This is a genomic window from Pseudomonas putida, from assembly GCF_030159595.1.
Classification (GTDB): domain Bacteria; phylum Pseudomonadota; class Gammaproteobacteria; order Pseudomonadales; family Pseudomonadaceae; genus Aquipseudomonas; species Aquipseudomonas putida_AC.
This window is the reverse complement of record NZ_BSKJ01000006.1, coordinates 212472-237175: the sequence shown is the minus strand read 5'-3', so window position 1 is coordinate 237175 and position 24704 is coordinate 212472. Positions and strand designations below refer to the sequence as shown.

Annotated in this window: 22 protein-coding genes; 8 read left to right on the top strand and 14 right to left on the bottom strand. The window is 62.2% G+C overall.

Annotated features, from left to right (window positions below):
- Positions 1 to 21: 21 nt before the first annotated feature.
- From QQL85_RS15705 to QQL85_RS15695, 3 genes are read left to right on the top strand one after another with little or no spacing between them, the layout of a single operon-like run.
- Positions 22 to 702 carry a class I SAM-dependent methyltransferase gene (locus QQL85_RS15705; RefSeq protein WP_284354421.1) on the top strand — a complete coding sequence of 227 codons (681 nt, stop codon included), beginning with the start codon at positions 22 to 24 and terminating at the stop codon, positions 700 to 702.
- A gap of 6 nt (positions 703 to 708) precedes the next feature.
- Positions 709 to 1407 (top strand): lipopolysaccharide kinase InaA family protein, encoded by a 699-nt coding sequence (locus QQL85_RS15700; RefSeq protein ID WP_284354420.1) that lies wholly within the window; start codon positions 709 to 711, stop codon positions 1405 to 1407.
- Positions 1407 to 1640, top strand: coding sequence for a hypothetical protein (locus tag QQL85_RS15695; protein ID WP_284354419.1), 234 nt, complete (start codon positions 1407 to 1409; stop codon positions 1638 to 1640). Before QQL85_RS15700 ends, QQL85_RS15695 begins: the two co-directional genes overlap by 1 nt.
- A 79-nt stretch (positions 1641 to 1719) precedes the next feature.
- On the opposite strand, the gene QQL85_RS15690 is transcribed toward QQL85_RS15695, so the two are convergent.
- The 10 genes from QQL85_RS15690 to QQL85_RS15645 all read right to left on the bottom strand — a co-directional run bounded on the left by QQL85_RS15690 (position 1720) and on the right by QQL85_RS15645 (position 16782).
- Positions 1720 to 2907: a Bcr/CflA family efflux MFS transporter gene (locus QQL85_RS15690; protein ID WP_284354418.1), complete on the bottom strand. Its 1188-nt coding sequence runs from the start codon at positions 2905 to 2907 to the stop codon at positions 1720 to 1722.
- A 432-nt stretch (positions 2908 to 3339) separates the two neighbouring features.
- On the bottom strand, positions 3340 to 6384 hold the full coding sequence (locus QQL85_RS15685) for a multidrug efflux RND transporter permease subunit (RefSeq protein WP_284354417.1): 3045 nt from the start codon (positions 6382 to 6384) through the stop codon (positions 3340 to 3342).
- Between the two features lie 10 nt (positions 6385 to 6394).
- Entirely contained in the window at positions 6395 to 7543 is a 1149-nt protein-coding gene (locus QQL85_RS15680; RefSeq protein ID WP_284354416.1) for an efflux RND transporter periplasmic adaptor subunit, read from the bottom strand.
- 232 nt (positions 7544 to 7775) lie between these two features.
- Positions 7776 to 8873, bottom strand: coding sequence for a DUF1513 domain-containing protein (locus QQL85_RS15675; RefSeq protein WP_284354415.1), 1098 nt, complete (start codon positions 8871 to 8873; stop codon positions 7776 to 7778).
- Positions 8874 to 8875: 2 nt separating this feature from the next.
- Positions 8876 to 9940: an imelysin family protein gene (locus QQL85_RS15670; RefSeq protein ID WP_284354414.1), complete on the bottom strand. Its 1065-nt coding sequence runs from the start codon at positions 9938 to 9940 to the stop codon at positions 8876 to 8878.
- A gap of 20 nt (positions 9941 to 9960) precedes the next feature.
- Positions 9961 to 11388: a di-heme oxidoredictase family protein gene (locus tag QQL85_RS15665; RefSeq protein WP_284354413.1), complete on the bottom strand. Its 1428-nt coding sequence runs from the start codon at positions 11386 to 11388 to the stop codon at positions 9961 to 9963.
- Between the two features lie 175 nt (positions 11389 to 11563).
- The gene (locus QQL85_RS15660; RefSeq protein WP_284354412.1) at positions 11564 to 12904 is read right to left on the bottom strand and encodes an imelysin family protein; all 1341 of its coding nucleotides are present in this window, start codon (positions 12902 to 12904) and stop codon (positions 11564 to 11566) included.
- 158 nt (positions 12905 to 13062) lie between these two features.
- Entirely contained in the window at positions 13063 to 15117 is a 2055-nt protein-coding gene (locus QQL85_RS15655) for a putative bifunctional diguanylate cyclase/phosphodiesterase (protein ID WP_105945762.1), read from the bottom strand.
- 272 nt (positions 15118 to 15389) lie between these two features.
- On the bottom strand, positions 15390 to 15986 hold the full coding sequence (locus tag QQL85_RS15650) for a superoxide dismutase (RefSeq protein ID WP_012274023.1): 597 nt from the start codon (positions 15984 to 15986) through the stop codon (positions 15390 to 15392).
- 196 nt (positions 15987 to 16182) lie between these two features.
- The gene (locus QQL85_RS15645; protein ID WP_284354411.1) at positions 16183 to 16782 is read right to left on the bottom strand and encodes a LysE/ArgO family amino acid transporter; all 600 of its coding nucleotides are present in this window, start codon (positions 16780 to 16782) and stop codon (positions 16183 to 16185) included.
- A 100-nt stretch (positions 16783 to 16882) separates the two neighbouring features.
- Here QQL85_RS15645 and QQL85_RS15640 point away from each other — a divergent pair, with 100 nt between their 5' ends.
- From QQL85_RS15640 to QQL85_RS15630, 3 genes are all read left to right on the top strand, one after another.
- Positions 16883 to 17773, top strand: a complete 891-nt coding sequence (locus tag QQL85_RS15640) for a LysR family transcriptional regulator ArgP (RefSeq protein WP_284354410.1) — start codon at positions 16883 to 16885, stop codon at positions 17771 to 17773.
- A gap of 49 nt (positions 17774 to 17822) precedes the next feature.
- Complete coding sequence (locus tag QQL85_RS15635; protein ID WP_284354409.1) at positions 17823 to 18818, top strand: NAD-dependent epimerase/dehydratase family protein; 996 nt, start codon at positions 17823 to 17825, stop codon at positions 18816 to 18818.
- A gap of 87 nt (positions 18819 to 18905) precedes the next feature.
- Entirely contained in the window at positions 18906 to 19775 is an 870-nt protein-coding gene (locus tag QQL85_RS15630; protein ID WP_284354408.1) for an ATPase, read from the top strand.
- 140 nt (positions 19776 to 19915) lie between these two features.
- Here the strand turns inward: QQL85_RS15630 and QQL85_RS15625 are convergent, their stop codons facing one another.
- Together QQL85_RS15625 and QQL85_RS15620 are read right to left on the bottom strand one after the other, a co-directional pair.
- Positions 19916 to 20965: an alkene reductase gene (locus QQL85_RS15625; protein ID WP_284354407.1), complete on the bottom strand. Its 1050-nt coding sequence runs from the start codon at positions 20963 to 20965 to the stop codon at positions 19916 to 19918.
- A gap of 17 nt (positions 20966 to 20982) precedes the next feature.
- Positions 20983 to 21285 (bottom strand): ArsR/SmtB family transcription factor, encoded by a 303-nt coding sequence (locus QQL85_RS15620; protein WP_016498090.1) that lies wholly within the window; start codon positions 21283 to 21285, stop codon positions 20983 to 20985.
- 150 nt (positions 21286 to 21435) lie between these two features.
- Between QQL85_RS15620 and QQL85_RS15615 the strand changes: the two genes are divergently transcribed.
- Positions 21436 to 22017 (top strand): ACP phosphodiesterase, encoded by a 582-nt coding sequence (locus QQL85_RS15615; RefSeq protein WP_284354406.1) that lies wholly within the window; start codon positions 21436 to 21438, stop codon positions 22015 to 22017.
- Between the two features lie 32 nt (positions 22018 to 22049).
- On the opposite strand, the gene QQL85_RS15610 is transcribed toward QQL85_RS15615, so the two are convergent.
- Complete coding sequence (locus QQL85_RS15610; RefSeq protein WP_284354405.1) at positions 22050 to 22838, bottom strand: lysophospholipid acyltransferase family protein; 789 nt, start codon at positions 22836 to 22838, stop codon at positions 22050 to 22052.
- Positions 22838 to 23593, bottom strand: coding sequence for an L-ornithine N(alpha)-acyltransferase (gene olsB / locus QQL85_RS15605; protein WP_284354404.1), 756 nt, complete (start codon positions 23591 to 23593; stop codon positions 22838 to 22840). Before olsB ends, QQL85_RS15610 begins: the two co-directional genes overlap by 1 nt.
- A gap of 159 nt (positions 23594 to 23752) precedes the next feature.
- Between olsB and QQL85_RS15600 the strand changes: the two genes are divergently transcribed.
- Positions 23753 to 24640 carry an acyl-CoA dehydrogenase gene (locus tag QQL85_RS15600; protein WP_284354403.1) on the top strand — a complete coding sequence of 296 codons (888 nt, stop codon included), beginning with the start codon at positions 23753 to 23755 and terminating at the stop codon, positions 24638 to 24640.
- Positions 24641 to 24704 lie beyond the last annotated feature (64 nt).

Genomic DNA, 24704 nt, shown 5'->3' with positions numbered 1-24704 from the left:
AATGGAGTCAGGAGATGCCCAATGCGTAGCCCTATCAAGCTTGAATTTTCCGAGAAGTACGACAAAGACCATGCGCGTGAGTACTTTCTCAAGCACCAGGACGGCCTGGCGCGACGCCTTTCCCACAAGCGAGATGAGCAGTTGGCGCGTCGCGCCTTGGCATTGGCCGGCGAACCTGGCCTGGTACTGGACCTGCCGTGCGGTGCCGGGCGCTTCTGGCCACTGCTGGCAGAAAAGCCCAACCGTGTGATCATCGGTGCTGACAACTCCGAAGCGATGATCGAGACAGCCTGTGCCGCGCAACCGCCAGAGGTGGTGGCACGGGTACGTCCCTTGCAAACCTCGGCATTTGCCATCGACCTGCCAGACAATTCGGTAGACAGCATCTTCTGCATGCGGCTGTTCCACCACATTGGCGAATCGGCGCACAGAAAGACCATACTTTCGGAATTTCAACGGGTTAGCCGTGATAGTGTGATTCTGTCGTTGTGGGTGGATGGCAACTTCAAGGCCTGGCGCCGGAAAAAACTGGAACAGCGCCGCAGTGCCAAGACCGAGCAGGACAATTACCAGAACCGTTTCGTGTTACCAGCCGAAACGGTCGAAGAAGAATTCAGGGCCGCCGGCTTCAGAATCCAGGAACGCCTCGACTTCCTGCCGTTCTATGCCATGTGGCGGGTCTATGTATTGCGTAAGGGGTAGTGTTTGATGGCTGTAGCCCAAAAAGGGGAGTCGCGGTTCGATTTTTACTGGCGCCAGCAAGGCGAGTGGGTCGAGGAGCCTAACCAGCGCCGCGGTGGCGAGAGCGGCGTGCAACGCCTCAATGATGCCAATGGCAAGCTGCTGTATGCCAAGCGCCAGGTCGGACACATCTACCGCAGCCTGCTGCACCCTTTTGGTCGGCCGACCGTATTGCGTGAACTCGATGCGCTGAACAGCTTCGAGCAACTGGGCGTGCGTGTACCGCGTATCGTCTTCTGTGGTGCCGAACGCGATGCCGACCACCAGTGGCGTGCGCTGCTGGTCAGCGAAGCACTGGACGGCTTTATCGAACTCGACAACTGGCATGCCGAAGGTGCCCGCGAGCGTTACCCGCAGGTGGTGCATGAGCGCATGCTCAAGGACTTGGCGGACAACCTGGCGCGCATGCACCTGGGGCATTGGCAGCACGGCTGCCTGTATGGCAAGCATGTATTCATCAAGGTCATCGGCGAAGGCGAGCAGGCGCGCGTCGAAGTCGCACTGCTGGACCTGGAAAAGTGCCGGCGGCGTATCAGCTGCCAGCGTGCGGCAGGTAACGACCTGCGTCAGCTGCGCCGCCATTCGTCGATCAATGACGCGGAATGGCAGACGCTGCTCTACTTTTACAAGATGGCGTTTGGCAGCGCTGTCAAAGGGTTAGAGTAATGAAACTAGAAATAGCTCGAGCTTTGTTCCTGGTGGCTGGCCTGGCGGTAACCACCGTGGCGGTGGCTGCTTGGGAAGAGCCGAGGCCGACAGTGTTCAGCAAGGCCGAGATGGCCGACCAGTGCGCGTTGCCGCGGGATGTGAAACCGCAGCAACAGGCACAGGCCGCGCCCGATCAGGACTTGTTGCTGTTCCTGTTCGGCATGCGCCAGGGGTTGCGGCCTTTTGGTTGAGCCCGGTGTGAGCTAGAAATGCCAGAGGCCCCGCAATCGCGGGGCCTCTGGCTTTTTGTGTCGGTGTTTTCGGCAGAAGTCAGCAATGCTGCATGCTATTGCCCTTGAGGCATATGAGCAGCAGATAGCCGCTGAGGGCGCAGCTCAAGAATAGAACTCCTAAGCTCATTGGAAGCAAATGCTCGGCTGACGCAATCAAAGTGCCGGAAAGTCCACCGCCGGCAAATAGCAATGTGGTATTGAGCGACGCTGCTGCTCCTGCCTGTTGCGGATAACGGGCCAACGCCTGCGAAGCCGCGGCGGGTCTTACCATCGTTGTTCCTGCCGTACATACGATCATCGGTATCATGAGGCCAGCTACCGATAGCCCTGCTGCCCACTGCCAAATCAATAGAGTGACCCCTGCGGTACCTAAAAGCAGGAATCCCGTGCAGATTTGAGCCTGTGCGCTGACGCGATTGTTCAAGAAGGTCGCAGTCGCACCACCGATGACATATGCCAGCCCATAGGCGATGAATACAACGGAAAACAGATACGGCGTTAGGCCAAGCTGATCCATCAGTACCAATGGTGCAATGACGATGAAGGCAAAATGGCAGGCGAACGCTAAAGTGGCCTGTAGGGAGTAGGCTATATAGAGCGTGTCACGCAACATGGGAAGATAGCTTTGAATGCCAGCGTTACTGCTGCGTAATGCGGAAGTTTCATGCAATAGCACCCATGCAAGCAGCATGACAACAATAGCTATTGAAATAAAAGCCGTAAAGCTGTCTGCCCAGCCGAATATTTGTTGGAGCGCAGCGCCGGCGACCGGTGAGATTGATATGAATGAACCACTGGCACTCGTTAATATGATACGCATGGTATTGCGTTGCTTGCCACTGTACAGGTCTTGTACAAGTGCCTGCCCTAGAACGAGACTTCCACAGCCTGCAGCTTGTAGTATTCGGAATATCATGAAAGTATTATAGTCAGTTGAAAATATACAACCAATCGCTCCGACAATGGATACCCCCAAGCCACCGAGTAGCAATCGTTTTCGACCGATTCGATCTGACAGGGGACCAATCACCATTTGCGCCACAGCAACGCCAAACGCGAAGAAGCTTACGGAGTAGGCGATTTGCTTTAGCTCTACTCTGAACACCTCTGCAAGCGCAGGGAATGAAGGAAGTATGACGTCCAGAGGGAAAACGCCTAACAGGCATAAAAGAATCAAAAGCAATGGGTGAAGAATGATGGTTTTAAATTTTTGGTTTGTACTCATGCTGTTGGTTCCGCTGTCTTGAATTGCAATGCATTGTGTTCATATTATTAAATAGGTGCGCTTTTGATAGTAGCTTTAAGCCCGGGATGTACAAGCCGAACAGGGTGGCGAAATTTCTGATGAGGTTGTAGGGCTTTTTACCGGGTGTTTTTAAGAATGGTTGGGTTTTGTTGTAAGACGTCTAGGGCGCGGGTGCCAAAGTATTATGATGCTGACATTTTTCGTGCGAATTAGATGAGAGAGTGACTATGTCTTTCACCACCAAGCAGCAAAATCAGGCTTGAATCTAAATGATGGGGCGTTTGAAGGCGCAATTGTTAGGTTGTACTGCGGAGAAGTGTATTTCTATTTGCATCTTTGCATCTTTGCATCTTTGCATCTTTGCATCTGCCTTGCTGGCCACTTCGCGGATCTACCCGCGAAGTGGCTGGTTTAGGCTAATGCCGGTTCCTTGGCTTTGGCCTTGTGCGCCAACAAGGTGTAGATACAAGGCAGCACAAACAGGGTAAACAATGTGCCAATCGACATCCCGGTGGCAATCACCGTACCGATGTCAAAACGGCTCACCGCCCCGGCCCCGGTCGCGAGAATCAGCGGCACCATGCCAAACACCATCGCCGCTGTGGTCATCAACACTGGCCGCAGTCGAATAGCCGCTGCTTCCTCGATCGCCTCGCGCACGCTCAGGCCGCGTTCCTCACGCAGTTGGTTGGCGAACTCGACGATGAGGATGCCGTGCTTGCTGATCAGCCCGATCAAGGTCACCAGCCCGACCTGGGTGTAGATGTTCATGCTCGATATGCCCAGGAACAGCGGCAGCAGCGCCCCGCAGATCGACAACGGCACTGTCACCAGAATCACCAGCGGGTCGCGGAAGCTTTCGAACTGTGCCGCCAGCACCAGGAAAATGATCGCCAGTGCCAGGCCGAAGGTGACCCACAGCGCGCTGCCTTCCTGCACATACTGGCGTGCCACGCCGGCATAGTCGAAGGCGAAGCCTTCCGGGGCCTCTTCGCGGGCGATGTCCTGCACGGTTTTCAGCGCTTCGCCCAAGCTGACCATGGGCACGCCTTGGATGATCGCCGAGTTCAGTTGCTGGAACTGGTTGAGCTGGCGGGGGCGGGCGCGGTCGGTGAGGGTGATCAGGGTCGACAGCGGCAGCATCTGACCCTGATCATTTTTCACATAGTAGTTGTTCAGCCAGCCGGGGTTGTCGCGGTACGGCCGTTCGACCTGGGCAATCACCTTGTAGCTGCGGCCTTCGAGGGTGAAACGGTTGATTTCCGCCTCGCCCAGCAGGGTAGCCAGGGTGCCGCCGAGGGTGTCCATCGATACCCCCATCTGCGCTGCCTTGGCCCGGTCGATATCCACCACCACTTCGGGCTTGTCGAAGGCCAAATCGATGTCGAGGAAGGCGAACTTGCCGGACTCCTGGGCGCGGGCCTTGATGCGCTGGGCCACCTCCAACAGTGCCGGGTAGTCGCCAGCGGTATTGATCACGAATTGAAACGGCAGGCCCTCGCCGGTGCCCGGCAGGGAGGGCAGGTTGAAACCGAAAATCTGCAAACCGCCGATTTCCTCAAGTTTGGCTTGCACCAGCGGCAGTAGCTCCATCTGCGTGCGTTCCCGCTCGTTCCAGGGTTTGAGCAGGAAACCGCCGATGCCGGTCTGTACGCCGTTGAAACCGTTGATCTGGAACGACGAATAGTACTCAGGGAAAGCCTTGAACAGTGGGGTGAATTCGTCGGTGTAGGCGTTGAGGTAATCGAGGTTGGCCGGCTGCGGCGAGCTGCTCATCATGAAGATCACCCCTTGGTCCTCGTTGGGGGCCAGTTCGTTCTGGGTGAAGGTGAGCAGCACCGGGATCAGGCACAGGATAATCACGGCAAACACCAGCACCACCGGGCGGCTGTCCAAGGTGGCGTGCAGCAGGCGCTGGTAGCGCACTTTCAGGCGTTCGAACAGCACGTCCAGGCGGTGGGCCAGGCCGCTGGGGTTTTGCTCCTGGCGTAGCAGCAGGGCGCACATCATCGGTGACAGGGTGAGGGCCACGATGCCGGAGATGATCACCGCCCCGGCCAAGGTCAGGGCGAACTCCTTGAACAAGGCCCCTGTGAGCCCGGTGAGAAAGCCGATGGGGGCATATACGGCGGCCAGGGTGATGGTCATTGATACCACCGGCAGGGCGATTTCACGGGCGCCCTCCAGGGCCGCGTCGAACGGCGTTTTGCCTTCTTCCATGTGCCGGTGGATGTTCTCCACCACGACAATGGCATCGTCCACCACCAGGCCGATGGCCAGCACCATGGCCAGCAAGGTCAGCAGGTTGAGCGAATAGCCCATCATCTGCATGAAGAACAGCACGCCGATCATCGACAGCGGAATGGTCACCACCGGGATCAGCACGGAACGCAGGGCACCGAGGAACAGGAACACCACGACGATGACGATCAGCACTGCCTCGCCAAGGGTCTTGATCACTTCGTCGATCGAGGCCTGGATGAATAGCGTGGCGTCGTAGGCGATCGACACTTTCAACGCCGAGGGCAGCTGGCTTTCCAGTTCGGGCATGATGCGCCGCACTTCCTTGATCACTTCCAGCGGGTTGGCCGCCGGGGTGGCCTTGATGCCGATATACACCGACGGGGTGCCGTCGAACGAGCTGACCGTGTCGTAGTTTTCTGCACCCATCTCGACCCGCGCCACATCGCCCAGCAGCACGCGGCTGTCACCGCTGGTCTTGACCGGTAGGGCGGCGAACGCTTCGGCCGACTTCAGTTCGGTGCTGGCGTTGATGCTGGTGACCACATATTCGCCCTTCACCTCACCGGCGGCGGAGAGGAAGTTGTAGCGGCGTACGGCGTTGGTCACGTCGGTGGCCGACAGGCCGAAACCGGCCAGCTTCACCGGGTCGATCCAGATACGCATGGCGAAGACCTGATTGCCGAGGATTTCCGCTTCGGCCATGCCTGGCAAGGTGGCCAGCTTGGGCTGGATGACCCGCGACAGGTAGTCGGTGATCTGCGGGTTGCTCATTTCCTTGCTGTAGAAGCTGACGTACATCAGCGCCGAGGCATCGGCGGCTTCCTTGCTGAGTACCGGGTCTTCGGAGTCCTGCGGCAATTTGTTGCGCACTTCGTTGGCCTTGGCCAGCAGCTCGGTGAACAGTCGGTCGCTGTCGGCGCCTATGCGCGCGTAGATGGAAATGATCGAGAAGTTCTGCCGGCTCACCGAGGTCATGTAGTCGATGCCTTCGGCGCTGGCCAGGCTCTGCTGCAGCGGCTGGGTGATGTAGCCCTGGATGGTCTCGGCATTGGCCCCGGGGTAGGCGGTGGTCACCGTGATCAGGGCGTTTTCCATTTGCGGGTACTGGCGGATCTGCAGCTTGTTCCAGGCCTGGAAGCCCAGCAGCAGGATCAGCAGGCTGACCACGCTGGCCAGCACCGGGCGGCGGATGAACGGGTCGGTGAACGCCATGTCAGCCTCCTCAGTCCTTGCCCGGTGTGCCCTGCTCGGGCTTGAGGGCTTTGTCCTGGCCGATGCGAATAGCGGCGCCGGGGGTGAGCTTCAGTTGCCCGGCGGTGACCACCTGTTCACCTGCTTGCAAACCCTTGCTGACCACCACTACGCCGTCGCGGCGCTCGCCGGTCTGTACGGTGCGTTGTTCGGCGACCAGCTGGGGTTGGCCCTTGTCGTCGTTTTCCGGCTTGCCATCCTTGTCCTTCTTCGGCGCGGCCACATACACCGAATTGCCGTAAAGGGTGTAGGTAATGGCACTTTCCGGCACCACCACTTGTGGCTGTGGATTGGGCAGCAGGATCAGCAGGTTGGCGAACATACCTGGCAGCAGCTTGCCGTCGGGATTGGCCAGGGTGGCGCGCACCAGCAGGTTGCGCGTGGTTTCCTCGACCTTGGGGTTGATGGCGCTGAGGCTGGCAGGGAAGGTCTGGCCCGGGTAGGCGGCTACCTGCACCAGTACCTGCTGGCCCAGGTTCAGCTGTGGCAGCGCCTGTTCCGGCACGTTGAAGTCGACGTAGAGGCTGGAGGTGTCCTGCAGGGTGGCAATCACCGTGCCGGCGGCCAGGTATTGGCCAATGTCCACCTGGCGGATGCCGATGGTGCCGCTGAACGGCGCGTTGATGCTTTTCTTTATCTTCTGGGCCTTGAGTTGCTCGACGACCGCCTGGTTGCGGCGGTACTGGGTGGTGAGGCGGTCGAACTCGCCGCGGGAGATGGCCGAGTCACCGACCAGCTGGCTGCCTCGGCCGAAATCGACCTTGGCCAAGCCCAGGTCGGCCTGGGCGGTGCCGAGCAGGGCGGTTTCCTGGTCGTCGTTGAGTTGCAGCAGCAACTGACCGGCCTTGACCTGCTGGCCTGAGTCGAAGTGCAGGGCTTTGACGATGCCCTCCACCTCCAGGCTCAGTTCCACACCCTGCAGTGCCTTGAGGCTGCCCACGGCGGGCAGGCGTGCTTGCCACTGGCGCTGTTCGGCCAAGGCTGCCGCGACGGTGATGGGCGGCTTGGGGGCAGTGAACACCTGGATCTGCTGGTAGATCGAGAACGCCTTGTAGCCCCCCAGGGCCAGCACGATCAGCAGAACCACGGCCAACATGGTGAGCATGCGGCGGCGCAGCATAAGTCCGGTTCCTTGGATTCGGTTGTTATTCGTTTAGACACGACAACGGGCGATCCTGCCCACGTGTGGATGGGGGAAGTATTGACTGTTTTTGAGGGGAGGGGAGTGAAATGCCTGTGCCGGCCTCTTCGCGGGCAAGCCCGCCCCCACAGAAACCGCGTAGTCAGCGGATTGTACGGTCCCTGTGGGAGCGGGCTTGCCCGCGAAGAGGCCAGTGAAGGCAGCAGAAGAATCAGACGAGATGCAGGTGGTTGTCCCAGAAACCGGACGGCAGGTTCATCGGCTGCCCAACCAACTCGGCCTTGCGGCAATCGTAGAAGCGGCAACGGCCTTGCCCGGACGTAACGACAAATCCGTCCTTCACCGCACCAACGCCCGCGCAATCGGGCATCGGCGCATCCAGCTTCACTGCGCCAGTGTCCAGGTCCCAGACGAACAACCGGTTGGCGCGTGGCGCAGTCAACGCCACCAGCCGCAGCTCGCTGTGGATTGCGACACTGGCGGTGTACTGGGCCATGGCCTGCAACTGCCGCTCCGGCACCGGGAAGGCCTTGAACGGCTCACCTGGGCGCTTGATCGCCAACAGCTCGGCGGTTTCATCGGCATCGCCCATGAACTGCTGGCAGGCGGCGATGGTGCCATCGCTGCCCACGGCCAGATGGCGCACGCTGTTCATCTGCTGGGCCAGGGTTTCCTTGCTCAGCAGGGTACCGTCGCGCTGCATCAGCACCAGGCTCGGTTCCATGGCATTGAGGTTCATCTCCACCCGGCTTTCGGCTTCGGTGCGAATGCCGCCGTTGGCCACGATCAGCGTCTCGCCGTCGGGCAGCCAGGCGACCTCGTGCGGGCCGATGCCGTGGGTCGGGATCTCGCCGGTGTGCACCAGGTGCTCGCCTTCAAAGCGATACACGCCGAGCACGCCACGCCCCGGATCGGTGGTGTCGTTCTCGGTGGCATACAACCATTCGCCACCTTTGTGCACCACGGCGTGGCCATAGAAGTGCCGGTTTGGCTGCGAAGTGACCGTCTGTAGCAGGCGCCCGTCGCGCAAGTCGACCAGGTAGCTTTCGGTACCGGGGCGGCGGGCGACGAACAGGGCGATTGGCTGCTCGGGGTGGTGGATGATGGCATGGCAACGCTGGGCGACCTGGGTGCTGAACACCTGGGTGCCGTCCAGGCGGAAACCGACGGCATAGTGCTTGCCGTCGCCATCGTCACGCGCCGAAAGCAGCAGGGGTTCGCTGCCTTTGTTGCGGAACAGGCTCCAGCCGCCCAGGGTGAGGGCGCTGAGCAATACGCTACCGAGTTTGAGGGCCTGGCGTCGCAGCATGATCAGTCACCGTCGTTGGCATTGAAGCCCAGCTGGATGTTCAACGCCTTGGCCAGGTCGCCTTCGTGCAGGCGATGGACGGCGTTGAGGCTGTCGTAGATCTGGTTGAGGGTTTGCTGGCCCGCGTCGTCGGCCAGCAGCTCGCCCAGGGTCTTCTGGTTGTCGGCCAGCAGTTTGAGCGAGGTAGCGTAGGCAGCGTCGATCTTGTCCGCCAGCGCTTTCTGATCGCTGGGCAGCAGGCCGCGCAGGCCCTGGTTGTCGACCCCGACCCAGACCGCTTCGGCGGCCTTGAGGCTGGCTTGCAGGCTGTTCAGCGAGTTGTGGCTGCGCCAGGCTTCGGCTTGCAGCGGCTGCGGGATGCCCTTGCTCTGGCGGCCCATCGGGGCGCCGAGCTTTTTCTTCAGGGTGTCCAGCGCGGTAACCTGGGCGCGCAGCAGGTCGGCGATGGCCTCGTGGGAATCGGCGTAGCGCTGGTTAGGGAACTTGGTCATTTGCGACAGCATGCCGTCGGTGCTGTTCCAGCCCTTGAGGATCTCTTCGGCCAAGGCCTTCTGGTGTTCACCGATGGCCACCAGCAGTGGGCAGTAGCGGGCTTTCTGCTCGGCAGTGGCAATGTCCGGCTTGCTGTCGAACAGGATGTACTCGTAGGCCGACAGGCCGCGTACCACCACGCTGGCCTTGCCCAGGGACGCGGCGTCTACCGGCTTGTCGCCGTTGACCAACTGCTCGACCTGGCGGCCGACCAGGTTCTTCTTGTCGGGCCAGAACTGGACTTGCCAGGCGCGGTTGCCTTCAGCCAGCGGGCCGACCAGCAACGGTTGCAGCTCTGCCCAGGCTTTTTGCGCGTTGAGGAAGTCGGCGCGGGCCTTTTCCAGGTCTTCCTTGCCTTCGCAGTAGGCCAGGGCGCTGGCGGCCAGCGTGCGGTCGGCTTCGACCCAGCGGCTGTAGGTGGGCAGGATGACCTGCTTGGCGATGGCAGCGGAGGTCACGGCTTGCGGGTCCTGCGGCGAGCAGGCGCCGAGGGCGAGTGCAGCGAGGCTGGTGAACAACAGTTTGGGTCGGAACATGCCCGGCTCCTTTGCGCGTTTTAAAGTGAATTCAGGAACGCCAGCAACGCGCTGCGTTGCTCGGCATTGAACGTGAGTACGAAGTTGCGTGCCGCCTCGGCTTCGCCACCATGCCAGAGCACGGCTTCAAGCAGGCTGCGGGCGCGGCCGTCGTGCAGGAACTGGCTGTGGCCGCTGACTGTTTCGCTCAGGCCCACGCCCCACAGTGGAGGGGTGCGCCAGTCCTGGCCGTTGGCGGCGAATTCGGTACGCTCGTCGGCCAGGCCTGGGCCCATGTCATGCAGGAGCAGGTCGCTGTAGGGGCGGATGACCTGGTTGGCCAGTTCGGGCTCGGCTGCAGTGGCAGCGGTGGTGAACTGCGGGGTGTGGCAGCCCTGGCAGCCGGCCTGATAGAACAGGTTCTTGCCTGCCAGCACCTGAGGCGAATTCACGTCGCGGCGGGCCGGCACGGCCAGGTTACGCGTGTAGAAGGTGACCAGGCGCAGGATGTTGTCGCTGACTTCTTTTTCGCCATCGATGCCATCACCATTGGGTGCGGCCAGGCAGTCGGCCTGCGCCGGGGTGCAGTCGTCCTTGGGCAGCAGGGTGGAGGTCAGACCCATATCGCCGGCAAAAGCGTGCACGTTCTGCTGGTTGACGTTGGGCTGCCCGGCCTTCCAGCCGAAGCGGCCGACCACGGTCTTGCCCTGGGCATCGTCCCACACCCGGTTGGCCCGCCCGCGGATGCCGTCGCGGTTGCGGTCGTCCGGGTCTTCGTTGGCCAGCAGGTCGGCTTCGGGGATGGCTTCGAGCAGGCCGAGGCCGATCATCGGCGGCGCAACCCGTGCCGAGAAGCGCGTGTCGGGGTGCATCACGCCATAGCCGAGCTGGGTAATCTGCAAGGCCGGCTTGCGCAGTTCGACTTGGTGGCCGTCTTTGAACGACACCGTTTCGCGGGTGTAAGTCACCCGTACCTTGCCTTCCGGCGCCACGCCGGGGATGGCCATGTCTTGCAACTGGGTGCCGTACACCGGTTCTGGCACCACGCCGAGACGCTCGATCACCTTGGCCAGGTAAGGCTGGTCGGGGATCGACAGGCGTACCAGCATGCTCACCGCGTTGCTGTCGCCAGGCGCTGGCGGGTGGCCACGGCCATCACGTACATGGCAGTTCTGGCAGGCGTTGGTGTTGAACAGCGGGCCCAGGCCATCACGTGCGGTGGTGGTGGACGGGGCGATCACCCAGGGGTTGCGGAAAAAGCTGTTGCCTACGGCGAAGTCCAGGCGCCGCTCGGGCGAGAGGTTGGCCGAGGGCAGGGAATAGGCGTTGCGGTCGCTGCGTTGCACGGTCGCCTTGCCACCCGACAACGCTTCGCCGGGCTCGGCCTGGGTGAAACGCGGGGCGTCGTCACAGGCGGCGAGGGCAAGGGTCAGCAGCAGGGGGAAGACTCGGGACAGCGACGAGGACATCAAGGATCCTGGGCGTGAGCGAAAACCGGCGTGCAAGCTTAGCAAAGTGGGGGGGTTTGAATAAGAGCAATTTGCAATTGCTGGATGAAATCAGTGCCTGTTGGCCAGGGTTTATGGTGGCCAGAAGCAAAAAAGGCGACCCGAAGGCCGCCTCTATCAACATGCTACAGCAGGATCAGAACTCGTGATCTGCAGTGTCCGGGTTCAGGTTGGCAATACCCAGCTTGCCTGCAGCCTGCTCGATCGCACCGGTCTGCTTGACCAGGGCGGCGATGGCGTCACGCACGATCTGGTTGCCCGCAGCGTTGTCGGCGGCGATCAGCTGGTCGTAGTGCTCGCCTTTGAGGGCGTGGTCGACGATCACCTGGATCTTGGCTTCGGTGGCTTCCAGGTCGGCCTTGAGGGTGGCGTCGGCGGCCGGATCGGCCTTGGCTACCAGCGAGGACAGGCTCGGGCCGTTCACTTTGGTGCCATCCGGGCGGGTGTACTCGCCCAGGTAGACGTTGCGGATGCCTTTGGCGTCGTAGAAGTGCGAGTAGTGGGTGTTGTCGCTGAAGCAGTCCTGCTCGTCTTCCGGCGAGTTGGCTTCCAGCGAAACCTTCATGCGCTCGCCCGCCAGTTCGCCCAGCGACAGGCTGCCCATGCCGAACAGCATCTTGCGCAGGCCGTCGTTGACCGGCTCGGCTTCCAGCTTGGCGCGGTAGTTGTCGGCGACGTTCGGTGCCCAGTTGCCGACCATCTCTTCGAGGTCCTTGACCAGCAGGTCGGTGACCGCTTTCAGGTAGGCACGGCGGCGGTCGTTGTGGCCGCCGGTCGCGCCCTGGCCTTCCAGGTAGTCCGACACAGGACGGTTACCCGCACCCGGGCCAGTGCCGTTCAGGTCCTGGCCCCAGAGCAGGAACTCGATGGCGTGGTAGCCGGTGGCAACGTTGGCTTCGGAGCCGCCCAGCTCGTTCAGGCTGGCCAGCTTCTCGGGGGTGATGTCTTTGACGTCGACCTTCTCTTCGCCCACCTGGATCTCGGTATTGGCGATGATGTTGGCGCTGGCCGCCGGGTTGCCCAGGGCGTGCTCGTAGCTCTTGTCGACGTAGTCGATCAGGCCTTCGTCCAGCGGCCAGGCGTTCACCTGACCTTCCCAGTCGTCGATGATGGTGTTGCCGAAGCGGAAGGCTTCGGTCTGCAGGTACGGAACGCGCGAGGCGAACCAGGCTTCCTTGGCGGCCTTCAGGGTTTCGTCGTTGGGCTTGGCCAGGAACGCGTCCACTGCGGTCTGCAGGGTTTTGGCGGTGCTCAGCGAGTCGCTGTACACGGCATAGACCATTTCGGCGTAATGCTTGACCACGGCTTTGCCGGCGGCTTCGTCGACAGCCCCGGGCGCGGCAGCGGTGGTGCTGGCGGCAGCAGCAGGTGCCTGGGCTTGCGGCGCGGCGGCTTTGTCGTCCTTGCCTTCACCGCAGCCGGCGAGAGCGATGGCAATGGCCAGCAGACTGGCGGAGGCCAGAGGCATTCGAATCATTGTTGGTTTTCCTGCGTCGTGTGGTTGGACCAAGGGGTGGACCGTGCGCCGTGGCACGCGAAACCGCAACATCATGCGAAAGATTTGCATTTGCTGTAAAGAGGTGGGCGTGCAATTCATGTAAATGCCGGTCACGGCGTGTCACCGGGCAGGCGCGCTCAGAACATCGAAACCTGGTTACGTTGCGCCTGCTTCAGGAAGCTGGTCAGCTCTCGGGCCGACAGCGGCTTGCTGTAGTGGTAGCCCTGGCCCTCGTGGCAGCCCTGGGCAACGATGTAGGTTTCCTGCTCGGCGGTTTCCACGCCTTCGGCGATCACCTGCATGCCCAGGCTCTTGCCCAGCTGGATGATGGCGCGAACGATGGTGGCGTCGTCATCGTCGTCGAGCAGGTCCTGGACGAAGCTCTTGTCGATCTTGATCTTGTCCAGCGGCAGCGATTTCAGGTAGCTGAGCGACGAATAGCCCGTGCCGAAGTCGTCGATGGCAATCAGTGCCCCGGAGCGGCGCAGGCTCAACAGATGCTGGGCGGCGGTGCTGATGTCTTCCATCAGGCCGGTTTCGGTGACTTCCAGCTCCAGGCTGCGCGGCGGCAGGCGGTAGGCCTGCAGCAGGTTGTTGACCACGCGTGGCAGCTCGCTGTGGTGCAGTTGTACGGTAGACAGGTTGACCGCCATGCGCAGCTCACTGAAGCCTTGGTCGTGCCATTCGCGCAGTTGCCGGCAGGCCTGGTCCAGTACCCATTCGCCGATGCTGATGATGCTGCCATTCTGTTCGGCCAGCGGAATGAACTGGTCCGGTGGGACCATGCCAAGCTCCGGGTGTTGCCAGCGTAGCAACGCTTCGACACCGACTACGCGGTGGTCCCGGTAGCTGATTTGTGGCTGGTACACCAGGTACAGCTGGTTACGCGGCAGGGCTTCGCGCAGGTCTTTTTCCAACTCGCGGCGGCGGCGCATCTCGCTGTCGACGCTGGCGATGTAGAACTGGTAGCGGTTGCGCGAACGGGCCTTGGCCAGGGTCATGGTCTGTTCGGCTTTCTGCAGCAGTTTCTCGGTGCTGTCGCCGTCTTCGGGGAACAAGGTGATGCCGATGGTGGCGCGCAGGCGAATCTGCTGGTGGTGGTCGAGGTCGAACGGCACTTCCAGGTCGTCGAGGATGCTTTGCGCCAGTTCGGCTGCCTCATAGGGCTGTTCGATATTGGCTTGCACCAGGGCGAACTGGTCGCCGCCGAGGCGCGCCAGGGCGCCCAGCCGCCCGCTGTGGGCGCGCAGGCGGTCGGCCAGGGCCAACAGCAGTTGGTCGCCAACCTGGTAGCTGAATTGCTCGTTGATGCCCTTAAAGTCATCCAGACCCACGCACAGCACCGCCACGCGGTGCTGCAAGCGGCCGCCATCGACGAGGATCTTGTCCAGTTGCTGCTGCAGTTGCTGGCGGTTGGGCAGACCGGTGAGGAAATCGTACTGGGCCATGCGCTGCAGGCTGTTCTCGGCCTCATGACGCAGGTGCGTGTTGCGCTCGATCGAGGCCAGTAACTGGTTGGCGGTGTTGACCCACAGGCCCAGCTCGTTTTTTTCGTGGCCCTTGAGCAGCGGTATCTGGTGCTGGCTGGGGCGGTCGGGGTTGATCTGGGTGAGGTGCTCGATGATCTTGGACAGCGGTTTGGTCAGCAGCCAGTGGTACACCAGGTACAGCACCAGGCCCATGGCCAAGGCCCGTAATACCCCGGAAATGAAGATGATTACCGCGTTGATCAGGAAGTCTTCGCCGTAGGACGAGGTGTCGAGGGTAATGCTGAGGTCGCCGTAGTATTCGCTGTAAGGGCCACGGCCGACCAGCTGCGTGGTGTAGGTGCGTTCCTGGCCGAGGATAAGGTCGGTAAGCCAGCGCATGGACATGTCCTGCAGAGGGCGGGACTTTTCGGCCAGCATGGTTTCGTTGGGGTGGCCAATGGAGGCCATACGCACGGACTCGTCCTGAAACAGGCCTTCCATCACCTGCATGCCCATTTCGCGATCGAGGCTGTATACCGCCTGGGTCGAAGGGTCGCGGAACATGTCGAGGATGCGCTGGGCATCATTATTCACGGCCTGGCGGGTCTTGTAGGTGTCGTAGACGATTTGCGCACAGCTGAGCACCACGCCGACTGCCAGCGCCGACAGCAGCACGACCCTGAGCAACTTGACCGACAAGCTGTTCCGCAATTCCAGCTTCAATGGGGTTTCCTTAATCCATGCGCATGGCATCATTTTGCCATCAACGATGACGATACACTATCGGCCGCTCATGAGCAGTGTATCGGTTGCCTGACCCCGCAACTTGAGTGCGCTGTGTCAATCTTCCAGAGGTTTGATGTTAGCGCGGTATGCGGGCTGAGCAAGCAAAACCGTGCTGCTCCCTGTGGAAGCGGGGTTGCCCACGAAGAGGCCGGTACAGGCATAAAAAAACCCGGCACAGGGCCGGGTCTTTATGTTCAGGGCTGAAGGACTCAGGCCTTGAAGGTCTTGCCTTCGAACTGTTCGGCAACGAAGGCCCAGTTGACCAGGTTCCAGAACGCCTCGACGTACTTCGGACGCAGGTTGCGGTAGTCGATGTAGTAGGCGTGTTCCCAGACGTCGCAGGTCAGCAGCGGGGTGTCGCCGCTGGTCAGCGGGCAGCCGGCGCCGATGGTGCTGGCCAGGGCCAGGGAACCGTCAGCCTTCTTCACCAGCCAGCCCCAGCCGGAACCGAAGGTGCCAACCGACGTCTTGGTGAACTCTTCCTTGAACTTGTCGAAGGAACCGAAAGCGGCGTTGATGGCGTCAGCCAGGGCACCGGTCGGTTGGCCACCGGCGTTAGGCGCCAGGCAGTTCCAGTAGAAGGTGTGGTTCCAGACTTGAGCGGCGTTGTTGAAGATGCCGCCCGAAGAGGTCTTGACGATCTCTTCCAGGGTCTTGCCTTCGAATTCGGTGCCTGGGACCAGGTTGTTCAGGTTCACGACATAGGTGTTGTGGTGCTTGTCGTGGTGAAACTCCAGGGTTTCCTTGGAGATGTGCGGCTGCAGGGCATCGTGGGCGTACGGCAGCGGCGGCAATTCAAAAGCCATGGTGGATCTCCTGATTCAGGTCTAGTTCGCGGTTTGCGCAGGGCCGATCACGGGCGGCCCTATGTACGTCGGCGAGTTTGTACTCTTTGCGACGCAAGGGCCCGATCATAGCACCAGCCCCGGCGCATAACCACGCAACAAACATAGGGAATAGAGGTTCCAGAGCGGCTTGGCAATACCGACCGGTGGCGTGTACTCAGTTGAAGATCAGCTGCGCCGCCACGGCAAACATCATCACGGCCACCATCAGGTCGAGCATGCGCCAGGTCGCCGGCCGTGCCAGCCAAGGTGCCAGCCAGGCCGCGCCGATCGCCAAGGTGGAGAACCACAGCAGCGAAGCACTGGCTGCGCCGGCCACATAGGCGCCGGGGGCAGTCTGCTGGGCGCCCAGTGAGCCGATCAGCAACACCGTGTCGAGATAAACATGCGGGTTTAGCAGGGTCACCGCCAGGGCGCTGAGCAGCACCGCGCGGCGCGAGCGCATGCCTTGGCCTTCCTGATGCTGCAGGCTCTGCTTGGAACAAGCGCTGCGCAGGGCTTTGGCGCCGTACCAGATCAGGAACACCGCGCCGCCCCAGCGCGCAACTGCCAGCAAGGTCGGGTTGTTGGCCAGCACGGTGGCCAGGCCGAACACCCCGGCAGCGACCAGGATGGCGTCACAGACGATGCACAGCGCCGCAACGGGCAGGTGATGCTCGCGGCGCAGGCTCTGGGCGAGGACGAAGGCGTTCTGCGCGCCGATGGCCATGATCAGGCCGAAGGCCACCAGCATGCCGTTGAGATAGCTTTGCCACATGGCGTGCTCTCCATGAAAGAACCGAAAAGATGCTGGCCATTGTGGTTGTTCGCGCTGTATAAGAAAAACAAATAAAGCTGATCCGTCATTAGGAAAATCGATGTTCGACTACAAGCTGCTGGCCGCCCTCGCGGCGGTGATCGAGCAGGGTGGTTTCGAGCGTGCGGCGCAAGTGCTGGGTTTGTCGCAATCGGCCATTTCCCAGCGCATCAAGCTGCTTGAGGCGCGGGTGGGCCAGCCGGTGCTGGTGCGTGCCACACCGCCGAGCCCGACCGAAGTAGGGCGCCAACTGCTCAACCATGTACAGCAGGTGCGCCTGCTGGAACGCGACCTGCAACGCCAGGTGCCGGCGCTGGACGAAGAGGGCATGCCGGAGCGCTTGCGCATCGCCCTCAACGCCGACAGTCTCGCCACCTGGTGGGCCGGCGCGGTGGGTAATTTCTGCGCACAGCAGAACGTGCTGACCGATTTGGTGGTAGAGGACCAGGAAGTGGGCCTGAAGCGCATGCGTGCCGGCGAAGTGGCGGCCTGCCTGTGTGGCAGTGAGCGCCCGGTAGCGGGTGCACGCAGCCTGCCATTGGGCGCCATGCGCTACCAGGCACTGGCTAGCCCGGGCTTCATGGCGCGGCATTTTCCCCAGGGCTTTGCTGCCGCCCGCCTGGCCCGCACCCCGGCCATCGTGTACGGGCCAGATGACTTCCTGCAGCATCGTTACCTGGCATCGCTGGGCATCGAGGACGGTTTCCTGCATCACTTGTGCCCGTCCTCCGAAGGCTTCCTGCGCATGACCGAGGCGGGGCTGGGCTGGGGGCTGGTGCCCGAATTGCAGGCGCGGGAGCAACTGGCGAGTGGGCAGTTGGTGGAAATCTGCCGCGATACCCCTATCGATGTGCCGCTGTACTGGCATCATTGGCGCAATGGCGGGCAATTGCTCGCGCAACTGACCGACCACCTGCGGCACACCGCACGGCAATGGCTGGTGCCCTTGTAGCCACGGCTGGCGTCAGTTGCATCTGATATCTGGCAAGACGGAGTCTTACATGCGAATTCTGGTCACCGGCGCGAGCGGCTTCATTGGTGGGCGCTTTGCGCGCCTCGCCCTGGAGCAGGGCCTGGACGTGCGCGTCAGCGGCCGCCGCGCCGAAGGGGTCGAGCACCTGATTAAGCGCGGCGCCCAGTTCATCCCGGGTGACTTGGGTGATGCCGAACTGGCCCGCCGCCTGTGCCAGGGCGTCGAGGCCGTGGTGCACTGTGCCGGGGCAGTGGGCAATTGGGGGCGCTATCAGGACTTCTACCAAGGCAACGTGGTGGTTACCGAGAACGTGGTCGAGGGCTGCCTGAAAGAGCATGTACGGCGCCTGGTGCACCTGTCGTCACCGTCGATCTATTTCAACGGCCGTTCGCGCCTTGATATCCGTGAGGACCAGGTACCGCGCCGCTTCCACGATCACTACGCGCAAACCAAGCACCTGGCCGAGCAGAAAGTGTTCGGTGCGCAGGAGTTCGGCCTTGAAGTGCTGGCGCTGCGCCCGCGCTTCGTCACTGGCGCCGGCGATGCCAGCATTTTCCCGCGGCTGATGCAGATGCAACGCAAAGGCCGCGTGTCGATCATCGGCAACGGCCTGAACAAAGTCGATTTCACCAGCGTGCACAACCTCAACGAGGCGCTGCTCAGTGCACTGTTCGCTGACGACCGGGCGCTGGGCCAAGCCTACAACATCAGCAATGGTCAGCCGCTGCCGCTGTGGGATGTGGTCAACTATGTGATGCGCCAGATGCAACTGCCGCAGGTAACCCGCTACCGCTCCTACGGCCTGGCCTACAGCCTGGCCGCGCTGAACGAGATGGCGTGCATGCTGTGGCCAGGGCGCCCGCAGCCGACCCTGTCGCGCTTGGGAATGCAGGTGATGAGCCGTGATTTCACCCTGGATATCAGCCGCGCCCGGCAGTACCTGGACTACCAGCCCAAGGTCAGCCTGTGGACGGCGCTGGATGAATTCTGTGGCTGGTGGAAGCACCTGCCGCCGGGGCATTGAAGCCGCAGGGCTGACAATGGTCATCAATGCGCCGCGCTGGCGGTTTATACTCGTGCCTCTTTGCGACTACCGCGGTTGAATGTATCCATGCGTAACCATGCTCACGATGACTACGATGACGTGCCTACCTTGCGGGCGGGCACCGTTGATGACGACGAACTGATGCCGGCGCACGTGGTGCGCAGCCGCCAGAAAGCCGCCCGCGGCCCAAGCACGGCGCCGTTGTGGGCGTTGCTCGGTGCTTCGTTCATTGCCTTGGTAGGCCTGGGTTGGTGGAGCTTCCAGCAGATCTCGCTGATGGAGCAGCAACTGGTGGCGACCCAGGAGAGCTTTGCCCGCATCAGCGAAGAGGCGGCCGGGCGCCTGCAGGCGATCAGTGGCAAGGTGGATGCCAGTGAGTCCGGCGCGTCCACCAACAGCGAGGCACTGAAGCTGCAGTTGCGTCAATTGCAGAAGGGTGTGGCCGGTCAGACCGGTGACCTGGGCAAACGCCTGGAGCAGGTGCTGGCCGATACCCGTGAGCAGCAAAAGGCCGTGACCGAGCTGCAAGGCCAGTTGCAGGCGCAGTTGAAGCTGGTGAATGGCGAACTGGCCGCGCTGCGTTCGGGCCAGGTCGATGGTGGCAAGCTGGATGCTCAGTTCAAGGGCTTGAACGAGCAGGTTGCCGCGCTGAAGGCCGCGCAGGTGGATGGCGGCAAACTGGATGGCCAGCTAAAGAGCTTGGGCAGCGATGTGGCAGCGCTGAAGAAGCAGGGTAACCCAAGCGCAGCGATCCAGGGCCTGGAGCAGGACATGCTGGTGCTCAAGAGCCAGATCGACAACCGCCCCGCTGCGGCAGCGTCCAGTGGTGCTTCGGTGCAGGAGTTCGATGCTTTCCGGGCGCAGATGACGCGGAACCTGAATACCTTGCAGAGCCAGATTCAGAACCTGCAACAGCAGATCAACGCACGGCCGTGACATGGCCGGGGAGGGCGTTGCCCTCCATTCGCGGCACAAGGCCGCTCCCACAGGAATAGCGCCCCCTTCGGATTGTGCACTCCCCTGTGGGAGCGGCCTTGTGCCGCGAATGGGCCGCAAAGCGGCCCCAGTGATTTCGCTTACAACCGCGGGTAATCGATGTATCCCACCGGCCCCTTGCCATAGAAAGTCTCCGGCCGCGCCTCGTTCAACGGCGCATCCGCTGCCAGCCGCGCGGGCAGGTCGGGGTTGGCGATGAACGGCACACCAAATGCCACCGCATCTGCCTTGCCGCTGGCTAGCGCCGCATTGGCACTGGCTTTGTCAAAGCGTTCGTTGACGATGTACGGGCCGCCGAATGCGTCCTTGATCAGTGGACCAATGCTGTCATCGGCTTCCCGCTCCCGCGAGCAGATGAAAGCAATGCCACGTTTGCCCAGTTCACGGGCCACATAGGTAAAGGTTTCGGCCCGGTCGGCATCGCCCATGTCGTGCGCATCGGCACGCGGCGCCAGGTGCACGCCCACACGGTTCGCGCCCCACACTTCGATGGCCGCATCGGTCACTTCCAGCAGCAGGCGAGCACGGTTTTCCAGCGAGCCGCCGTAGCGGTCGGTGCGCTGGTTGGTGCTGCTTTGCAGGAACTGGTCGAGCAGATAGCCGTTTGCGCCGTGGATCTCTACACCATCGAAACCGGCAGCCTTGGCATTCTCGGCGCCGCTGCGGTAGGCCTCGACGATATCGATGATCTCTTCGGTTTCCAGCGCGCGTGGGGTGGGGTAGTCACTCAACGGGCGCACCAGGCTCACATGCCCCTTGGGCTGGATCGCGCTGGGGGCGACCGGCAGCTCGCCGTTCAGGTAGCTGGGGTGCGAGATACGGCCAACGTGCCACAGTTGCAGGAAGATGCGCCCGCCGGCGGCATGCACGGCCTTGGTGACATTGTTCCAGCCACGCACCTGCTCATCGTTCCAGATGCCGGGGGTATCTGGGTAACCGACGCCCATGGCGCTGACCGAAGTCGCCTCGCTGAGGATCAGCCCGGCGCTGGCGCGCTGCACATAGTATTCGGCCATCAGCGCGTTGGGCACGCGGCCTTCGTCGGCGCGGCAGCGGGTGAGCGGGGCCATGATGATGCGGTTGGGCAGTTGCAGGTCGCCCAGTGTGATCGGATCGAAAAGCGTGGTCATAGCGGTTACCTGCCTTGTCAAAGTGCTTGGCGCAGTTGTTCGAGGAACGCCTCGATGGTGGCTTCGTTGCGTTTGAAGAAGTGCCATTGGCCAATCTTCTGGCTGCTGATCAGCCCGGCGCGCTGCAAGGTGGCCAGGTGGGCGGAGACGGTCGACTGCGACAGGCCGCAGCGTTGGTCGATCTGCCCGGCACATACACCGTTTTCGGTGCTGTGGTACTGGTCGGGGAATTGCGTTGCCGGGTCTTTCAGCCAGCTGAGGATTTCTCGCCTGACCGGATGGGCCAGCGCTTTTATGATTTCGTCGAGATCGAGAGGCATGGGTTGAGGCTCGTTGTAGCGGTATATCGCGATAGGGCGAAATGTAAATCGCCCGTTCTCGATATACAAATATGAAGAGGTTCTGAGCTGAGCACGAATCGCTATATCGCGTTATGACGATATAGGGGCGAGCGGTGCTAGACTGCGCGCATGAACTACCTTGCGCACCTGCACCTGGGCGGCCCGGCGCCGCAACAACTGCTTGGCAGCCTGTATGGCGACTTTGTCAAAGGTTCGCTGGAAGGGCGCTTCCCGCCTGCGCTGGAAGCGGCCATACGGTTGCACCGGCATATCGACAGCTACACCGACCAGCACCCGTTGGTGCTGGCTGCACTGGCGCGCTTTCCGCGCGAGCGGCGGCGCTTTGCGGGCATTGTGCTGGACGTGTTTTTTGATCATTGCCTGGCGCGGCATTGGCAGGATTATGCCGAGCAGCCGCTGGCACAGTTCACCGGTGATTTTTATCGGGTGTTGTTGGCGGAGCCCGAGCTGCCGGGGCGGCTGGCACGGATTGCGCCGTTCATGGCGGCGGATGACTGGCTGGGGGCGTATGGCGAGTTTGCCACGTTGGAGCAGGTGTTCAACGGCATTGCCCGGAGACTGTCCCGGCCGGAGGGGATGGCCGGGGTGATGGGGGAACTGGAGCGGCTGTATGAGCCGCTGTTGGCGGATTTCAGGGAGTTTTATCCACAGTTGCAGGCATTTGCGGCGGCGCGGATGCCTGTCAGCTGATGTTGTTCGCCAGTACTGGCAGCACAAAAAATTCAGGCAGCCCGCGCTTGCCGCCGTGGCGCCAGCTCGACTTCCTCATCCCCGAACAACGCCAGCTGAATCGCCTGTTGCGCCTGCAACGCCAGCACCGCCCGCTCTTTACCTACACTGCCAATTGGCGCCAGCAGGTGAATGCAAACCTCCCCCCGCGGCTGGGCGAACAGGCGCATCAGGTGCGACACCAGATCATCATCGCCAATGAACGGCGCAATCGGGTCGATCTGGCCATCGCGCAAATACTGGATAGCCACCGGCTGCACCGCCACGCCCCGGTCGATGGCTCCAGCCAACAGGCGGCCATGGAAGGTACGCAAGGAGCGGCCGCTGGTGGTGGTGCCCTCGGGGAAGATCAGCAGCGGTCGGGCCAGGCCCAGTTGCCCGCTAATCTGCTCGCGCAGGTGCTGGCTGTCGCCGCCGCCACGTCGGATGAACAGCGTGCCGGCCTTTTCCGCCAGCCAGCCGGCCACCGGCCAATGACGCACTTCGGCCTTGGACAGGAACGACAGCGGCAGCAGCATGCCGAGCAGGGGGATGTCGGTCCAGGAAACATGGTTGCTCACCCACAGCATTGGCCGCTGCGGCAGCTCGCCCACTACCCGCACGTCGAAGGGCAGGGCGGCGACCAGGCGTTTCATGAACAGGCAGGTCCAGCGCTGGCGGCGTTCGATGGGGGCCTGGAAGCCCAGGCGTTCGCCGAGGGCGATAAGGCTGGCCATCAACATGCCCAGCAACAGCACCAGCAGCAATCGAGTCAGGCGGGCCAATACCCGCAGCTTCGGCATCAGACTGCCGCCTTGAAGTGGCGGGCGTAGCGTGGGCACAGGTCGTCGCGTTTGAGCAGGATGAACACGTCGGCCACCTGGAAGTCTTCGTCCCAGCAAGGCTCACCGCAAATCTTCGCACCCAGGCGCATGTAGGCCTTGAGGAGTGGTGGCATTTCGGCGATGACGTTGCCTGGCAGGGCCAGGTTCGGCAGCGGGTTCTTCGGCTCGGCACGCAGGTGCTCGTTGCACAGGTAGCGGTCACGCAGGCGCTGCATCACGGCATGGGCCTGCACGCCGCCGTCCTGCATGGGGATGCTGGCACAGCCCATCAGGTAGCTATAACGGCCCTCGTTGAGCACCTCGGCCAGTTCTCCCCACAGCACGGCAATGGTGCCGCCATTGCGGTAGTCGGGGGCAACGCAGGTTCTGCCCAGTTCGAGGATCGGGCCTTGCAACTGCAGCAGGCCATGCAGGCGGAATTCTTCTTCGCTGTAGAAGCGGCCCAGGCTGCTGGCGGCCTGGTGGTCGAGCAGGCGGGTGGTGGCGACCAGCTCGCCGGTGCTCAGGTCACGGACGCCAATGTGGCGGCAGTGCACGTCGTAGTCGTCCATGTCCAGGCCCTGCTCGGCACCTTTGAGCTTGGCCTTGAATTCTGCGCTGAACACTTTGTAGCGCAGGGCCTGGGCCTCTTGCAGCGCCGCGGCGCCAACCAGGCGTTCGGCTTGCAGACGGCGTTCAGTGCTGTTGTCGCCAGAGAGAGCGATCCGAGTCATTGCGAGTCTCCATAAGCCAGCCATGAAGGGTTGCGGCCGGTCGGCTTTGTTGTGCAAAGTCAGCCTAGGTAGGCGCGGTGTCACCCCTGTGAATCTTTGGTGATGCTTGCGTGACACCCCTAAAACCTTGACCAGAAAGCCCCAGCAAGGAGCCGTCCCATGGCCTGGTTGCAACGACTGAACGACCCGCTTCGCCAAGCGCTGGCGGGCACTCTGGGTGAAACCTACGCCGCGCTACTCGAGCGCCTTGGCCCGGTTGCCCCCTTTGAACTGGCGGTACTGGGCGGGCGTGCGATGGCCACGCCTGGGCTGGCCTTCCTGGTGGGTTACCAGGCCGCCTTGCGCGTGTTGTGGCCCAGTTCGCCACCGAGTCTCGGCGCCTTGTGCGCCACCGAACGGCGCAGTGTGAGGCCGGCGGACATGCACACGCGCCTGGACGGTTTGCGGCTGACGGGCAGCAAGGATTTCGTCACGGCTGGGCTGGATGCGGAGTGGCTGCTGGTGGCAGCGCGTAGCGAAGCGGCTGGGGCAGTGCCGCGGTTGAACCTTGCGGTGGTCTACCCCGGGGAGCCGGGGGTAACGCTGGAGCCACTGCCAGCCCTGCCGTTGATGCCCGAAGTAGGCCATGGCCGGCTGGTGCTGGAACAGGCTGCATGTGAGTTGCTGGCCGGTGACGGTTGGGACGCCTATGTGAAGCCGTTCCGCTCGCTGGAAGATTTGTATGTGCTGACGGCGTTGACGGCCTGGTTGTATGGCGTGGGGCAGGAGTGCGCCTGGCCTCAGGGATTGCGCCTGCAGTTGCTTGGGCTGTTGGCCGGGTGTGCCGAGGGCAGCCGGCAGTGTGCCGATAGCACGGGTTGCCATTTGTTGCTGGGCGGGTTGTTTGCGCAGTTCCAGGCATTGCGGGGTGCCATCGATGCGGCCTTGGCGGCAGGGCCGGTGCATTGGGCAGAAATCTGGCAGCGTGACCAAGGGGTGATGGTGTTGGCCGCGGCGGCGCGAGAGAAGCGGTTGAACAAGGCCTGGGCGGCTGCGGGATTGTCATGAATACCTGATATTTTTGCGTGAACCGATGAATCCCGGGGCCGCCTTGCGGCCCCAAAATTGCGAG

Coding starts and splice junctions, on each gene's coding strand:
- QQL85_RS15705 (WP_284354421.1), top strand. CDS start 22: ATGCGTAGCCCTATCAAGCTTGAATTTTCCGAGAAGTACGACAAAGAC.
- QQL85_RS15645 (WP_284354411.1), bottom strand. CDS start 16,782: ATGTGGCAAAGCTATCTCAACGGCATGCTGGTGGCCTTCGGCCTGATC.
- QQL85_RS15695 (WP_284354419.1), top strand. CDS start 1,407: ATGAAACTAGAAATAGCTCGAGCTTTGTTCCTGGTGGCTGGCCTGGCG.
- olsB (WP_284354404.1), bottom strand. CDS start 23,593: ATGACTCGGATCGCTCTCTCTGGCGACAACAGCACTGAACGCCGTCTG.
- QQL85_RS15690 (WP_284354418.1), bottom strand. CDS start 2,907: ATGAGTACAAACCAAAAATTTAAAACCATCATTCTTCACCCATTGCTT.
- QQL85_RS15675 (WP_284354415.1), bottom strand. CDS start 8,873: ATGCTGCGACGCCAGGCCCTCAAACTCGGTAGCGTATTGCTCAGCGCC.
- QQL85_RS15650 (WP_012274023.1), bottom strand. CDS start 15,986: ATGGCTTTTGAATTGCCGCCGCTGCCGTACGCCCACGATGCCCTGCAG.
- QQL85_RS15670 (WP_284354414.1), bottom strand. CDS start 9,940: ATGTTCCGACCCAAACTGTTGTTCACCAGCCTCGCTGCACTCGCCCTC.
- QQL85_RS15640 (WP_284354410.1), top strand. CDS start 16,883: ATGTTCGACTACAAGCTGCTGGCCGCCCTCGCGGCGGTGATCGAGCAG.
- QQL85_RS15635 (WP_284354409.1), top strand. CDS start 17,823: ATGCGAATTCTGGTCACCGGCGCGAGCGGCTTCATTGGTGGGCGCTTT.
- QQL85_RS15625 (WP_284354407.1), bottom strand. CDS start 20,965: ATGACCACGCTTTTCGATCCGATCACACTGGGCGACCTGCAACTGCCC.
- QQL85_RS15620 (WP_016498090.1), bottom strand. CDS start 21,285: ATGCCTCTCGATCTCGACGAAATCATAAAAGCGCTGGCCCATCCGGTC.
- QQL85_RS15630 (WP_284354408.1), top strand. CDS start 18,906: ATGCGTAACCATGCTCACGATGACTACGATGACGTGCCTACCTTGCGG.
- QQL85_RS15680 (WP_284354416.1), bottom strand. CDS start 7,543: ATGCTGCGCCGCCGCATGCTCACCATGTTGGCCGTGGTTCTGCTGATC.
- QQL85_RS15700 (WP_284354420.1), top strand. CDS start 709: ATGGCTGTAGCCCAAAAAGGGGAGTCGCGGTTCGATTTTTACTGGCGC.
- QQL85_RS15600 (WP_284354403.1), top strand. CDS start 23,753: ATGGCCTGGTTGCAACGACTGAACGACCCGCTTCGCCAAGCGCTGGCG.
- QQL85_RS15660 (WP_284354412.1), bottom strand. CDS start 12,904: ATGATTCGAATGCCTCTGGCCTCCGCCAGTCTGCTGGCCATTGCCATC.
- QQL85_RS15610 (WP_284354405.1), bottom strand. CDS start 22,838: ATGCCGAAGCTGCGGGTATTGGCCCGCCTGACTCGATTGCTGCTGGTG.
- QQL85_RS15615 (WP_284354406.1), top strand. CDS start 21,436: ATGAACTACCTTGCGCACCTGCACCTGGGCGGCCCGGCGCCGCAACAA.
- QQL85_RS15685 (WP_284354417.1), bottom strand. CDS start 6,384: ATGGCGTTCACCGACCCGTTCATCCGCCGCCCGGTGCTGGCCAGCGTG.
- QQL85_RS15665 (WP_284354413.1), bottom strand. CDS start 11,388: ATGTCCTCGTCGCTGTCCCGAGTCTTCCCCCTGCTGCTGACCCTTGCC.